Annotated in this window: 9 protein-coding genes; 6 read left to right on the top strand and 3 right to left on the bottom strand. The window is 47.1% G+C overall.

All coding sequences use genetic code 11. The features are described 5' to 3' along the window. Window positions 1–89: 89 nt before the first annotated feature. The 4 genes from WBJ47_RS04250 (at window position 90) to WBJ47_RS04235 (ending at window position 7,272) form a co-directional block, all read left to right on the top strand. A complete protein-coding gene (locus WBJ47_RS04250) occupies window positions 90–1,130 on the top strand; it encodes a diguanylate cyclase domain-containing protein (RefSeq protein WP_422243690.1) in 1,041 nt (346 codons plus the stop codon). A 96-nt stretch (window positions 1,131–1,226) separates the two neighbouring features. Continuing rightward, window positions 1,227–3,473, top strand: a complete 2,247-nt coding sequence (locus WBJ47_RS04245) for a glycosyl transferase family protein (protein ID WP_422243689.1) — start codon at window positions 1,227–1,229, stop codon at window positions 3,471–3,473. After that, window positions 3,470–6,379, top strand: coding sequence for an NfrA family protein (locus WBJ47_RS04240; RefSeq protein ID WP_422243688.1), 2,910 nt, complete (start codon window positions 3,470–3,472; stop codon window positions 6,377–6,379). The genes WBJ47_RS04245 and WBJ47_RS04240 overlap by 4 nt, the downstream gene beginning before the upstream one ends. After that, window positions 6,376–7,272, top strand: coding sequence for a DUF4434 domain-containing protein (locus tag WBJ47_RS04235; RefSeq protein ID WP_422243687.1), 897 nt, complete (start codon window positions 6,376–6,378; stop codon window positions 7,270–7,272). The genes WBJ47_RS04240 and WBJ47_RS04235 overlap by 4 nt, the downstream gene beginning before the upstream one ends. Here WBJ47_RS04235 and wecB read toward each other — a convergent pair. Together wecB and WBJ47_RS04225 are read right to left on the bottom strand one after the other, a co-directional pair. Then, window positions 7,252–8,412 (bottom strand): non-hydrolyzing UDP-N-acetylglucosamine 2-epimerase, encoded by a 1,161-nt coding sequence (gene wecB, locus WBJ47_RS04230; protein ID WP_422243686.1) that lies wholly within the window; start codon window positions 8,410–8,412, stop codon window positions 7,252–7,254. The genes WBJ47_RS04235 and wecB overlap by 21 nt on opposite strands. Before the next feature lie 5 nt (window positions 8,413–8,417). Beyond that, the gene (locus WBJ47_RS04225) at window positions 8,418–11,417 is read right to left on the bottom strand and encodes an EAL domain-containing protein (RefSeq protein ID WP_424585247.1); all 3,000 of its coding nucleotides are present in this window, start codon (window positions 11,415–11,417) and stop codon (window positions 8,418–8,420) included. Window positions 11,418–11,605: 188 nt separating this feature from the next. Here WBJ47_RS04225 and WBJ47_RS04220 point away from each other — a divergent pair, with 188 nt between their 5' ends. Then, window positions 11,606–12,274, top strand: coding sequence for a cupin domain-containing protein (locus tag WBJ47_RS04220; protein WP_422243684.1), 669 nt, complete (start codon window positions 11,606–11,608; stop codon window positions 12,272–12,274). A 3-nt stretch (window positions 12,275–12,277) separates the two neighbouring features. Here the strand turns inward: WBJ47_RS04220 and WBJ47_RS04215 are convergent, their stop codons facing one another. Next, complete coding sequence (locus tag WBJ47_RS04215; protein WP_422243683.1) at window positions 12,278–13,246, bottom strand: Bug family tripartite tricarboxylate transporter substrate binding protein; 969 nt, start codon at window positions 13,244–13,246, stop codon at window positions 12,278–12,280. Window positions 13,247–13,412: 166 nt separating this feature from the next. Between WBJ47_RS04215 and WBJ47_RS04210 the strand changes: the two genes are divergently transcribed. Then, on the top strand, window positions 13,413–14,192 hold the full coding sequence (locus WBJ47_RS04210) for a hypothetical protein (RefSeq protein ID WP_422243682.1): 780 nt from the start codon (window positions 13,413–13,415) through the stop codon (window positions 14,190–14,192). The last annotated feature ends 5 nt before the right edge of the window (window positions 14,193–14,197 follow it).

Here is a 14,197-nt window from a genome sequence, read left to right as displayed (position 1 = left end):
CTGCGGCGATATTTACAAAAATTTTCATTTGGTTTTCTGTACTCGGGGTCTTGTTGTTGTCGGCCAGTAGCATCTGGACCTTTTACAGTATGAATCAAATGATTCAAGTCACCCAAGAAAGAAGAGATGTGGCGCTAGGAAAGGGCCTTGCGCTTGCCGTCAGTGATCTCATCGTGACGCGAAATTACGCACAACTTGAGGGCGACTTACGTCAAATCATGGGTAATGAGGTTGTCCACAATGTTGCGGCAACAGATTTAAACGGGGACGTATTAGCGTTTTTAGAACGCAAACCGGACTCCGATCAGGTACTTGTAAATTTCTCTATTCGAAAACTGACACCACCCGACGATCTCTCATCAGCATACGTCATACAAAAGCAAGCTGGTCGTTCGGTCCTTTGGTATCGGATTGATCCAGGTATCCCACTTGGATGGATCAGGCTAGAGAGTGATGCAAGTTTGGATGACGCGTTGCTCGAAAGTTTACGCAGGAACATCATGTTGTCCACGGTGATTTTGTTCATTGGACTGTTTGGTGCCTCGATCGTACTGTTTTATCGTGCCAAGATAAAAACTCAAAGTGCTGAACGTAGACTGCTCCAGCGAAATGAAATGTTGCATGACGCAGCCCATTTGGATGCACTGACCAATCTTCCAAACCGTCTTTCACTCAATCGTGTGATGCACGACGCGATACTGTCGTCTCGAGCTGAGGGACATTTACTCGCAGTATGCTTTCTTGATTTAGACGGTTTTAAAGAGGTGAATGATCTCTTTGGTCATCAAGCCGGGGATAAGCTGCTGATTGCTGCGGCGCGTCGTATGAAAAAAGTTATACGTGAGACTGATACGGTGATTCGCTTGGCGGGTGATGAGTTTGTATTATTGCTGGGTGGCATTAACAGAGAAGAAGATCTTGATGCGTCTCTAGACCGCATACTGACTGCAGTTGCCGCATCTTTTATGATCGACGGGGTTAATGTCTCGGTCAGTGCAAGTATTGGCGTTAGCATTTGTCCAACGGACGGAACGACAACGAATGACTTAGTAGCATATGCCGATACTGCGATGTATCAAGCTAAAAGAAAGGGCAAGAATAGTTGGGTACGTTTTAAACAGTCAGCTTAAAACGAATTGCGATAAAGTACACTCATTAGGTCTTGTTAATATAAACAATGACTGCATGCTCATTCACTAAGTGCCTCAGTGACTAAGCGGATTTAAATGAACGAGTGGCACAACATGCTTTGGGTAGATTACCTTTCTTTATATTTATACACGCTGAAATATATTGTCATCGTTGTGGCGATATTTATTACGTTCAGCGGGTTAGATGATCTGCTAATCGACTTGATCTACTGGGTCCGTTGGCTGTGGCGTCGATTCACTATCTATAAACGTCATCCTCGCGCGGGACAGGCGCTACTTCTGTCCATCCCGGAAAAACCACTGGCAATCATGATTCCCGCATGGCACGAGACGGGCGTCATTGGATCAATGGCTGATACTGCTGCACGCACGCTAGATTATGAAAACTATCATATCTTTGTCGGGACATATCCAAACGATCCAGATACGCAGCGTGATGTCGATGAGGTATGCGCGTTATTTCCTAACGTTCATAAAGTTGTTTGCGCTCGACCAGGTCCTACCAGCAAAGCAGACTGTCTCAATAATGTGCTTGATGCCATTACGCAGTTTGAAAAACGCGCCAATCTAAAATTTGCAGGATTTATTTTGCATGACGCCGAAGATGTGGTGTCGCCCATGGAGCTTAGGCTTTTTAATTACCTTGTCGATCGTAAAGACCTGATCCAGGTGCCGGTATATCCCTTTGAGCGTAAGTGGTATGACTTTGTCGGGATGCACTATATCGACGAATTTACTGAGCTCCATGCAAAAGACGTGCCAATTAGAGAGGCGGTAGTAGGGCAAGTACCAAGCGCTGGTGTCGGAACGTGCTTTAGCCGTCGCGCGATTGAGGTTTTATTGGTAGATGGTGATGGTATCGCTTTTGACACGCAAAGTTTGACCGAGGACTATGACATAGGCTTCCGCTTAAAGGAGCATGGACTTGAGGAAATCTTTGTGAGATTTCCTGCGCCTGAGCAAACAAAAACTGAATGGAAAAAAACCGAAAAATTTGGACAAAGTTTCAGGGAATCGAATGTCATTTGTGTACGTGAGTTTTTTCCAAATAAGATTGAAACGGCTGTCAGACAAAAATCACGTTGGATTATCGGCATAGTCTTTCAGGGTTATGTCACGCACGGCTGGACAAGTAACTGGCGACTTAATTACTTTCTCTGGCGTGATCGCAAGGGTGTCTTCACTAACTTTTTTAGTTTTGGCGCTAATTTGATTTTGTTTCAACTCATGCTTGTGTTGTTGTATGAGTCTTTTTGGCCTGACGCCTATCGTTTTCTGTCTGTTTTCGAAGAGAGTGAGCTGCTAGTCACGCTGCTCTGGGTGAACGTAATCTTGATGTCAAATCGTATTCTGCAAAGAACGATCTTCGTCACGCAGTACTACGGACTCTTTCAGGGATTGCTTTCTTTGCCTCGCATGTTGCTCGGCAACTTCATCAATTTTCTGGCAAATTGGCGTGCGATTAGGCAAGTGATCCAACAAGGCAATCCAAGACGTGTTGCCTGGGATAAAACGACACACGATTTTCCCTCTCTCGGTGAGATTTCACGCGCACGCAGAATGATTGGTCTGATATTAGTGAATCAAGGATGCCTGACCGAAGATCAGTTGAAATCTGCTTTGCTTCAAAAGCCGGAAGGTATGCGCCTCGGAACTTGGCTGGTGCATAGCGGTCAATTGACGCCCCTGCAACTTGCACAAGGTTTGGCTGAACAGGCAAATGTCCCTCATGTCTCAATTGATGCCTATGGATTGGCGTCGGAATTGATTGCGAGCGTCCCTGCAGAAATCGCTCTGCATTATGCGATTCTTCCGATCGAGCGTCAGGCGAGTCGGCTGGTCGTCGCGACAGAGTCTGCATTGAGTCCAATTGCTTTGTCGGCCTTGCGTAGAAAGCTCGGATGTGAGATCAATTATGTAATCGCGGAGATCGGCCAAGTCACGGTGGGTTTGCGTCATTGTTATGCGCGATTTCGAATGGCAGACCCCAGGGAGACGCTCGAAGCAGCGATCGTATTTGGTCAAATAAAAGAGCATGATCGCAATAGAGTATGGACAGAATATGTTTCGAGACAGGTGATGTTGGGCGAGGTTCTGCAAACACTTGGCCGTATTGATGCCGCCGCATTTTCTGCTGTGCTGTTGCAGCACGCGAGCTCGACTTTACCTTTAGGGGACTATCTAGTGGAGCATGGAATTATCAGTGAAGAAACATTGCGACACGCCATAGAGGTACAAGCGAAAATTCAGCCGACGATGGAGGCAGTCATTGCTGGTTATGCAATGTCTTCGGAGATCAAACATTCTGAGACCTCTACATGAAGCATTATGACTTGATTAGTTTTTTTAAAAAAAATCTTTGCAAAAGCATTCTTTTTGTATCGCTATTTTGTCCGTTACCGGCAATCTCCCAACAAGACTGGTCAGAGCAATTAAACGCCCGGCAGCGCTTTACGGTCTTTCCTCACGTTGATGCAGGATTCCGTGCCTTGAATCAAAAGAGGTATGACATTGCGGTCAAGGAGTTTCAGCGTGCATTAGTCTTAGCGCCAAGCAGTCCTGTACTAGTGAGCTATCTGGCTGAAACCTATGCAGCAGCTGGTGATCTGGATAAGGCGATGTCGGCGATTGATGCGCAACTCAAGTTCACACCTGATGCACCCAAACTTTTGGAGATGAAACGCGTCTATACCCAACGAATGAATAGTGATGTATTAAAAAGAGCAGAGTCATTAAAGGGGAATTCCGCACTGTTGCGTCGCTATTTAAAGGACAATCACCCTGAGTTGGATTCAGCGTATGCGGAGTCAGTTTGGATTGATTTGCTGGCAAAGTCTTCAACACCCATTGATAATTTGCTACAGACTTACACGCCTAAATTTTCAGAAAATAATTATCTCAAGCAGCGGTTGTCGATACTGATGCTCACCAAGTCTGGTGCACATCCCCAGGCAAACCAATTAATCGACCGTTGGAGTTCCGCCGAGCTCGGGCAAATATCGCACGTGGATAGCCTAAGTTATGAGCTGCTCACACAAGGCCATGCCGACCAAGCACTTCGCATACTGATCAAAGCATATCCTTTCAAGGGAGTGTCTGAACTTGAACGCCATCAGCTTGTGATGCGCTTGCTGATCGCCGAGTCCCGCGCGAACGATAAGACTCAAATGCAGGCGTTTTTAGAGAATCAAAAAACTAATATTCAATCCAGTGCACAAGAACGTGAGTGGTTGGCATTAGTGAGTGCAACAGTCGGTCAGCGCTTGAAACCTTTTGTGGATTATCAGGTCAAATATCGAGATAATGCGAGTCTTCTAGAGACTGAGTTACAGCGTCGTCTGCAGTCAGGCGCTGAATTGCCCGCCGATACGGATTGGGAAGAAACAATTGCCGAGCTCGGTCAGACGAGCGATGCATTGCTGGACGCGTTGACATATCGCTTAGTCGAATCCGGCTCCTATGCCACTGCTTGGCATTTGTTGATGACGCGCTACCCTTTCGATGGGATGCCATCTTCGCTTCGGGAAAAACTAGTGACTCGGCTTGATGTGATCTCGTTACGCCAGCCAAGTTTGCTAGCGGCTAGCGCTCAAGCGCGCTTATCAATCCCTTTGGATAGCTCGCGACTAAGGGGGCTGCAAGCTGCCATGCTTAAGCACTTGGGCGACTGTCATGGTGTCAGGCAAGTGCTAGGTGACTTGTCCCAACTGTACTCTGCCTCTGACTGGATGATGCTGGGCGAGTGTTATCAGACACAGCAGCGTCCAGGACTGGCCCAATACGCTTTTGAGCAAGCCATTAAGCGGCATCCGACTGCTGAAGCGACAAGGGCTCTTGCCTATGTGGCATATCAAAATAAGAATAACGCACTGGCGCTTGAGGCGTGGAAAGAGACGATTGCGACTGGAAAGCTGACATCAGAAAATTGGTTGGCGGCCACGATTACTGCATTGGCATCAGACGATAAAGTTTTAGCTGCACAGTGGCTAGAGCAGTACGAGCAAGCTCAAGGCAAGCAGACTGCAGACTACTGGGCGGTAAAAGCAAGTGTCTTAAGCGCTGAAAGTTTGCCGGGTGCGATCGATGCGATGCAAACCTCTCTCAAGATGGATCCTCGCGCCAATCGTTATGCTGAGTTGGCAGGTTGGCAACGGGAATATGGTGATGCAAATGCCGCGACAGCATCACTTAAGGCCGCGATTGCTTTAGCGCCAGATGATGGCGCTACGCGTGCAGACTTGGGTTTTCTTGAGTACAACCTAGGAGACTTGCCTGAGGCACAGGTGCAAATGAAGGCTGCACTCAAATTAAGACCTAATGATATGCGAGTGACCGAACAATTGGCTTATATCGATCAGCGCCTAGGCGATAACGATCAAGCTAAACGTTATATCGAAGAGTCGGTGGATCATTTGTTACGCTATCCGCATCAAGAGCAGACGCCTGCGCGCACGGAGAGTTTGTATGCCTTGCGACGGATGCACGAGGACTTATCAAGACGCTGGACTCTAAGCGTTGACGGTATGACGAGCACCTCACCTGCTGCCTCAGTCCAGTCACCCGTACCAGGACAGGATTTTAAAAGCTATTCACAGATCGAATTCGACTATCGGTTAGGTGATCCCGCCATCAATGATGGCAAGACCGTTTCCGTGTATGGGCGCGTTTTTGGTGGCAGTGGTCCGAATAACTCTGCTTTGCCAGTGTATGCGCCCATGCTTGGCGTTGGTCTGCGGTGGAAACCATTTTCGGACTATGTCCTCTACCTTGCAGCTGAAAAGCAAATTCCACTCGATCAAGGGACGAGCGCAGCTGCCAACACGATGTTGAGAGTCAGCGCATCCTTTTTAAATACGGGTATCTACAGTGATGATTGGCATCCAACAGGATCAGGTTGGTTTTCTCAAAATTTATATCTAGACTCTGCCTATTATCTAAGTACGCAAGCTTATGCATTGACGGCCGATTACAGATTTGGTTATCACCATAAATTACAACAGGGACAGACGATTGAGCCTTACACGCGATTGTTAGCAACCAAAATCAGCGGTGAAACATCGCCTGATGTGCGTGTCGGCGCGGGCGTTCGTTGGAATATCTGGGCCAATCAGTCACGTTACAGCGCCTATGCCAGTAAATATTATGTTGGACTAGAACTGCAGGGCGCGATCAAAACCTATCAAAATGATCGCTTCGCCGCTTTGCTGACAATGGGAGTGCGCTGGTGAAATTGTATCTTTTGCGATGGTTAATGGCTGTATGGCTGATATGTGGAGTGGCGCTCAGTGCGCACGCATTGACCGGGATGATTTATCAACCTCAACAGCGTGACATCACCTTGTCTGAAGAATTTTGGCCAACCACATTTCGCGATTTGAAGAAGCGAGGATTTGATACGTTGATTGTCCAATGGACACAGTATGGAACGCTCTTTCAAGCGGGTGAGGAAAAGAAGTGGCTCGAAAGAAGACTGCAAGATGCGGTCGCCGCCGATTTAAAGCTTGTGATTGGTCTTTATGCAGATCCAGATACCTTTTCAGCCCTTGAAGTGCCTAGCGATTTGTTAGAGCCTTACTTTTTAGAGAATACAGAAAAAAATATAGCGCTCGCTAAAAATTGGCTCTCTCTTTTACCGCAACCTAGTATTGTTGGTTGGTATTTGCCCATGGAAATAGATGATCGCAGATGGCGTGCAATAAGCGATCAGACCGTTCTTGCAAAGCAACTTTCCCGCGATGTGGACGCACTTAAGGTATTGAGTACTCAGCCCGTATACATCACTTCGTTTTTTAAAGGTAATTCAGATCCCACCGAATACAAAGCAATGTTGAATACACTGAAGCAGTTAACGCATTTGCAAATTTGGGTCCAAGATGGTGTTGGCACGCGGGCATTACTGCCGGGAGAGACTGCACTGTACTTGCAGGATTTGGCCGTTTGCGATGAGTCGCCTTTAGCTGGGCTAGTTTATGAAATATTCCGACAGGTCGGACCTGATCGTCAGTTCAAGGCTGAGCCTTTGCCCGCCAATCAATTGGCGACAGCGCTCCTTCAGCGCGCGCCGTGCAAAGGCGACAGCATATTTTTTTCATTGCGATATCTAATCAACTTTGGACACTGACCAAGCAATCATAATATCTGCGATTCTGCGGGCAGCCTGACCATCCCCGTAGGGGTTATGTGCTTCTGACATTTTTTTATAGTGAACGGCATCATCAATCAAACGAGTGCAAGCGGAAACAATATGCTCTACATCCGTGCCGACAAGCTCTACCGTTCCCGCCTCAACAGCTTCTGGTCGCTCAGTTGTCTGGCGCATCACCAGTACTGGCTTGCCAAGACTAGGAGCCTCTTCCTGAATGCCTCCGCTATCAGTTAAGACAAAATAGCAGTGCTTGAGAAGCAAGGAAAATGGTTCGTACTGCAATGGATCGAGCAGGTGGACATTCTTCAAGTCTCCGAGACGTGCCAAAACTGGCTCACGCACGTTGGGATTGAGGTGCACGGGGTATACGACATGAACTGCTGGAAAACGTTGCGCAAGGTCCCGGACGGCATCGCAGATTTGGATAAAGCCTGAGCCAAAATTTTCCCGCCGATGCCCTGTCATTAAAATAAAGCGTTGGCTGTGCCAATCAAATGGCAAAAGCTGATCAAGGATACTGGAAACGCGAGTGTCTGTTGCATCGCGAACGGCGAGTCTGTCCAAGGTCCAGTGCAGGGCATCGATAACGGTGTTTCCTGTGACATAGATATTGTCAGTATTGATGCCTTCTGCGCGTAAATTTTCCTGGCTGTTGAGAGTCGGTGCAAAATGCCAGCGTGCAATTTTGCTAATCACTTGACGATTAAATTCTTCTGGAAAAGGTGAGTGCACATCGTGCGTCCTTAGTCCTGCTTCTACATGCCCAACCGGTATTCCAGAATAAAAACCAGCCATAGCCGCCGCTAAAGCAGTCGTGGTGTCGCCATGAACCAAAATAGCGTCGGGTTTAGTCTCACGAAAGCGATCCCTAAGACCTACAAGCGCTCGACTTGTCACATCAGCAAGATCCTGATTCGCTTGCATAAGATTCAGATCAATGTCCGGTTTGATTTCAAACAAACTGAGGACTTGATCGAGCATTTGTCGATGCTGTGCAGTGACACAGACGGTAGTGATTATTTCAGAGTGCGCTTGCAAAGCTTTGACGACAGGAGCCATTTTGATCGCCTCTGGCCGAGTACCAAACACAACAAAGATATTTTTTTTATGTTCCATAATATTTAATCTCGCAGCATTTTTTCGAAGACTGTGTTGAGCAACGGCTCACTAAACCAGTAACCTTGTATTTCATCGCAGCCCAATTCTTGCAAGCGTTTTGCTTGCGCTTCAGTTTCGACACCCTCTGCGATCGTTTTCATGTTTAAGCTATGCGCCATATGAATAATTGCGTTCACGATCGCCTGATCACTTGCACTTGTTGCAAGGTCTTTCACAAAAGACTGATCGATTTTGAGTCTGTCTATTGCATAGCGTTTTAAATAACTCAAGGAAGAATACCCTGTCCCAAAATCATCTAAAGCAACAGCAAAGCCCGCTGCATGAAGGCGTTGAATGATGGCTTGCGCTTGTTCGGCATTTTTGAGTGCAACAGCTTCTGTGATTTCAATTTCAATACGTTTTGTGCTTATGTTGACACGCGACATCACTTTCATGAGTTCTTCAACAAATCCGGGTCGGGAAAACTGAATGGTCGACACATTCACCGCCAGAAAGATTTCCGGCAAGCCTGTCACATCCCATGCGCGAAGCTGACGAGCAGCTTGCTCTAAAACCCATAGTCCGATAGGAACAATCAGACCTGTTTGCTCGGCAATTGGAATGAATTCCGTAGGAGAAACAAGACCCCATTTTGGATGTTGCCAGCGCAGAAGTACTTCTGCACCGATTGTTTTTTTATCAGCGAGTCTGCGCTGCGGTTGATAGACTAAAAATAATTCTCCGCGATCTTGTGCGCCCTTTAAAGAAACAGCTAGATCCAACGATCGTTGTGTGTGTTCTTGCATTTCAGGTGCAAAAAATCTTAAGCCATTCCGTCCTTCTTGCTTGGCGCGATACATCGCAATTTCAGCTGCAGAGGCCAGTGGTCCGGAAACTTTTGCGTCATTCGGATACACCGAAATTCCTACAGAAGCGCTCAGTGCGAAATGTTGTCCATCAATGAGTAGTGGTGATTGGATTTGATTCAAGATTTCTCTTGCCTTGAGGGCGACAAGGGCTTGCTTTTCCATGGGAACCAAGGCTACAAAGGTGTCTCCACCATGACGCGCTACAGTTGTGCCTGCCCCTAGGCCATGGACAATGCGATTGGCCATCTCGACGAGTAATTCATCTCCAACAGCATGGCCGAGTGTCTCATTGATGGCTTTGAAATTATCAAGGTTGAACCATAGCAAGGACAGCAAGCTATCGGACTGCGCTGCTTGATCAATGGCTAAAGTGAGCCTCTCTTGAAAAGATTTTCGGTTTAACAAACCCGTCAGTGCGTCAAAGTCCGAAAGATCGCGAATTCGTTTTTCAGCGGCTTTGTGTTGGGTGATGTCAACTTTGTGTGCGACATAGTGAGTGAGTGATCCAAAGCGATCTCGAATCGGATAAATCGAAACAAGTTCGACATAAGTCTGTCCATTTTTCTTTTTATTAATGAATTCGCCTTGCCATGACTGACCACTTGTTAAATTATTCCAGAGTGCTTCGTAGTTCGCGTGCGGCGTTTCACCAGACTGTAAGATTTTTGGGTTTTGGCCAACCGCTTCAAGTGCACTGTAACCGCTTGCTCGAGTAAATGCTTTATTGACATATTGTATGGAGGCCGCAGTGTCGGTGATGACAATGGAATGGGGGCTCTGCTCAAGTGTCTCAGATAGCCGATTGATGACAGCATCTTTTTGACTTTGTTTGAGCATGCTCCATAAAGTAGCGGCCATTACTTGCAGAGCTTTAACTCCTTGCTCATCATAGGGCTCAGACTTATTGGCTACACCTACGATGAGTTTGACATAGTTTCCTTCTAAAACTGGCACAGTCATCAAGCGATTAAATGCGTTATTTGTCTTTGGAAGACCACGAATATCATCATTCACTAATGATTCATTGCGTAAAAAGGGTTGACTCTGACGCAGTGCATCTGTCCAGCGACCCGTTTCATTTATAGCTATAAAGCTTTCGCCAGAGGAATCCAGGAAAGTCTCTGGCGTATCGTTTGAATACGCCATCATCTTGACTGTATTTTGCTCCTCGTGAACAACATAAATAAACGCAACCGGACTGTATGTGAGTGTTTTGGTGTTGGATAACCATCTCTGAAGAAGGTCTTTTTCTTGTTCAAGATTTTCTCGCTCTTGAAGCTCTAACAATGTAGCGTTCAATTTGTTTTCAAAAGAAATCTTATTTTCAGATAGCTGTAGTGATTCGTAGGGATGTTTGATTGTTTCGATAAAGAGTGCGCGGTAAAGAAATGCGAAGGCGATGATTTTGTAAATATGGCCAGCAACGTTATAGACATCGGTCACATTGGCATACAGCGTAAAGTAGAACTCACTCATCGCCATTGTGAAGGAAGCAATCGCAAGCAGTGAGTCGCTTATTTCTTTCTTTTTATACCAACGCTTAAAAAAACCAAAGCCGGCAGCTGAGTAGAGTGCAATGAGACCGTATTCGATACTTATTTTGAATAAGGTAAGACCTTGCCCCTCTATGTAGGTACGCGGCATCGCGGCTGGGTAAACCAATAAGAGGTAATGCACGATGCCAACCAACACCAAAATAATTGCAAGCGCCCAATATTGAGAACGTTGTCCGATCCAGTTTGCAAGGCGTGTCGGCCAAAAAGCTACCCAGATCAATGCGACTCCTGCGGTGATCCTCGCCGCCAACCAAAAATTGATCGCTTTTTCTGGTCCGCTTGGCGTGACCAGATCAGGCATGCCTACGTATGACAGCGTATGAGTAAGGTCGAGTAGTGCAACGCCTAGAAATCCTATCCCCAATACAAGTGCTCGTCCGTTTGGTCTAAATCGATGTGTGGCCCAAGAAACGCCGAACACCATCGCTGCAACGGCAATCGCCATCACCTCCATGATGGTATGGAGCGGGACATAACTGGATAGACCTTTTGCGGCATCAGGTGCAGGGAGAATGACAACAAGGACCAAGCCAATCAACAGAATGGATAAGCCCAAGGCAAAATTACGCAATTCTGCACTGCTTGTTGTGAAAGGCATTTTTGTCAGCACAGTTTGGATAACACCCATTGGTTAAATAAATCTTACAGTTTGATGTTACGCCCGCATGGAATGCCTGTCCATTTTCGTGCTTGTCTACATATTATTCAAATCGTCGGCCCTGATTTTTTACAGGCAATTTATTACACGCTTAGTTAAAGTAAGATTTGTTTTTGTATGGTGACTATATGAGCATCAACGCAGACTTCAAACAAAGGGTGGTTATTGATACCCGTCGGGTCTCATGGCAGCCTTCGCCGGTCGAGGGTGTGGATAGAGTACCTCTGGATCGCATTGGGGAGGAGGTGGCTCGAGCGAGCTCAATAGTCCGCTATGCACCCGGCTCTTCATTTACACCACACTTGCATGGTGCTGGAGAAGAGATTCTTGTCCTGGACGGCACTTTTTCGGATGAGCACGGCGATTATCCAGCGGGGACTTATCTCCGCAATCCTCCCGATAGTAGCCATTCGCCTCGATCAGAAAATGGTTGTACTTTGTTTGTAAAGCTCAGACAGTTTCATCCGCGTGATACTGCCACGGTTCGTGTCGACACAACCACTGCCAACTGGTACCCAGGACTCGTTCGGGGACTCGCTGTGATGCCACTGCATGAGTTTGAGGGTGTCGGGACAGCTTTGGTGCGTTGGGCACCCAACACGGTGTTCAATCCTCATGTGCATCCTGGCGGCGAGGAAATATTCGTGTTAGAAGGCGTATTTCATGACGAGCATGGATCCTACTCGGCAGGCTCTTGGATACGTAGCCCGCGCTATAGCAAACATGCGCCGTTCACAAAAGAAGAAGGTGCCCTGATTTACGTGAAAACAGGGCACCTTGATTATCCACTTAGCTAAGATTTACTCTAATTGCAGCTTGGCGGCCTCTACGATTTTTCTCCAGCTTTCGCGCTCTTTATCCATAAAAGCGCCAAACTCTGCCGGTGTGCCACCGCCTGGTACGCCGCCCATTTCAGCAAAGCGTTTCTGGATTTCCGGCATCGCTAATACTTTTTTGGTGGCTTGCTGGATTTTGTCCACAATCGCAGGCGGTGTGCCTGCAGGCGCAACAAAACCAAACCATGCTGTCACCACCATGTCTTTAATGCCAGCTTCAGCCATGGTTGGAACATCTGGAAGCTGGGGTGAGCGTTCAGCCCCGGTGACAGCCAAGGCACGAAACTGACCTGAACGAATAAAGCCAATCGAGCTTGGGAGATTGTCGATGGCAAACGTCACTTGACCGCCCAATAGTGCTGCGACGGCGGGACCCATGCCCTTGAAGGGGATGTGCGTCAGATTCGTACCAGTTCGCTGGGCAAACATTTCTGCAGACATGTGGGGTGATTGACCTGTGCCAGAGGAAGCAAAGCTGTAATTGCCTTTAGGATCATTTTTAATCGCATCGACAAGTTCTTTTACATTTTTATAAGGTGATTTGCTGTTGACGACTAATACGTTGGGCACAGAAATAACTAAGGTGATCGGGCTAAAGTCCGTATGCTTATAAGGCAGTTTTTTATAGAGGCTGTAGTTGATGCCATTGGGGCCAATGTTGCCAAAGCCAATGGTGTAGCCATCTGGAGGCGCTTGTACAAGTGCTTGCGTACCGATGATGCCAGCCGCGCCGGCACGGTTTTCTACAACAACCGTCGTACCAAGTTCGGCACCAATTTTTTCGCTCAGTAAACGCGCGGTGATGTCAGTCGTGCCACCTGGTGCGGCCGGTACGATGAGTTTGATAGGTTTGTCTGGCCATGCAGCGTGAGATACCGGGGAAAGTGCGAGCGCAAACAGGCTCAGCAGGCTAGCTTTTAAAACAGACTTCATTGGGATATCTCCTTCATTCGTTTTTATGTGTGTTGATCTTAATCCACACTTTCTTCAAATTAGCATTAATTTGAAGAAAAATGATAGTCACAAGGAAGCGATACTGGTCAAATCCAGTACTATCAAAAACTTAATTTCGACTAAAAATATTAAATTGGAGCCCAATATGATGGTTCGATTTGCAATGCTTCTATGTGGCGCCTTGCTTTCTCCGTTAGTGAGTGCACAGCCGACCCAAACGTCTCAAGCGGCTTCAACATCAATGTCAGATGCTTGGCGTTTTAGTGTCACTCCCTACGCTTGGGGAATGGGCATCACAGGCTCTGTTTCTCAAAACGGCACAAATTTGGGCGAAGTCAAACTCACTCCTGGCAATATTTTGTCCGATCTCAAAATGGCAGCGATGCTGGTAGCAGAGGCTCGCTACGGTCGCTTCGGACTTTATTTGGATGGCGTGTATGGCGATTTGGGTAAAACAGCATCTCGCGTCGTGGGCCGTGCGGACTTGAGCGCTACGACTGACTTAACAATGACGATGTTGACCCTTGCGCCATCCTATAGATTGGTGGACTCGCCGACATTTAACTTAGATGGTCTTGTGGGCGCGCGCATCATGTGGCAAAACGCTCGGACAACGATCGCCTTGCCTGCCGAAAATCTATCTGTTACGCAAAGCAGTAATTTGCAGCTGGTAGCCGGAGTGGCGGGTGTAAAAGGTCGATGGAATATTGGTAGCTCAAACTATTTTGTGCCTTTTTATGTCGACGTCGGAGCGGGTCAAACATCGAGTTTCACCAGCCAAGCGTATCTGGGTGTAGGACGAACGTTTGAATGGGGCGATGTGTCTTTAGTCGCTAAAAATGTCTATTACCAATTCAAGCCTAACAATACAAATGTTGACTTGAATATGTTTGGTGCCGCGATCGCTGCGACATTCAGGTTTTAATTTGA

This window comes from Zwartia sp., assembly GCF_049655405.1.
Lineage (GTDB): Bacteria > Pseudomonadota > Gammaproteobacteria > Burkholderiales > Burkholderiaceae_B > Zwartia.
This window is presented reverse-complemented; position numbering and strand designations above follow the sequence as displayed.

Bases quoted from the DNA above. Each gene is read 5' to 3' on its own strand.
- WBJ47_RS04220 (WP_422243684.1), top strand. From the start codon at position 11,606: ATGAGCATCAACGCAGACTTCAAACAAAGGGTGGTTATTGATACCCGT.
- WBJ47_RS04245 (WP_422243689.1), top strand. From the start codon at position 1,227: ATGAACGAGTGGCACAACATGCTTTGGGTAGATTACCTTTCTTTATAT.
- WBJ47_RS04225 (WP_424585247.1), bottom strand. From the start codon at position 11,417: ATGCCTTTCACAACAAGCAGTGCAGAATTGCGTAATTTTGCCTTGGGC.
- WBJ47_RS04210 (WP_422243682.1), top strand. From the start codon at position 13,413: ATGATGGTTCGATTTGCAATGCTTCTATGTGGCGCCTTGCTTTCTCCG.
- WBJ47_RS04240 (WP_422243688.1), top strand. From the start codon at position 3,470: ATGAAGCATTATGACTTGATTAGTTTTTTTAAAAAAAATCTTTGCAAA.
- WBJ47_RS04215 (WP_422243683.1), bottom strand. From the start codon at position 13,246: ATGAAGTCTGTTTTAAAAGCTAGCCTGCTGAGCCTGTTTGCGCTCGCA.
- WBJ47_RS04250 (WP_422243690.1), top strand. From the start codon at position 90: ATGAATCAAATGATTCAAGTCACCCAAGAAAGAAGAGATGTGGCGCTA.
- wecB (WP_422243686.1), bottom strand. From the start codon at position 8,412: ATGGAACATAAAAAAAATATCTTTGTTGTGTTTGGTACTCGGCCAGAG.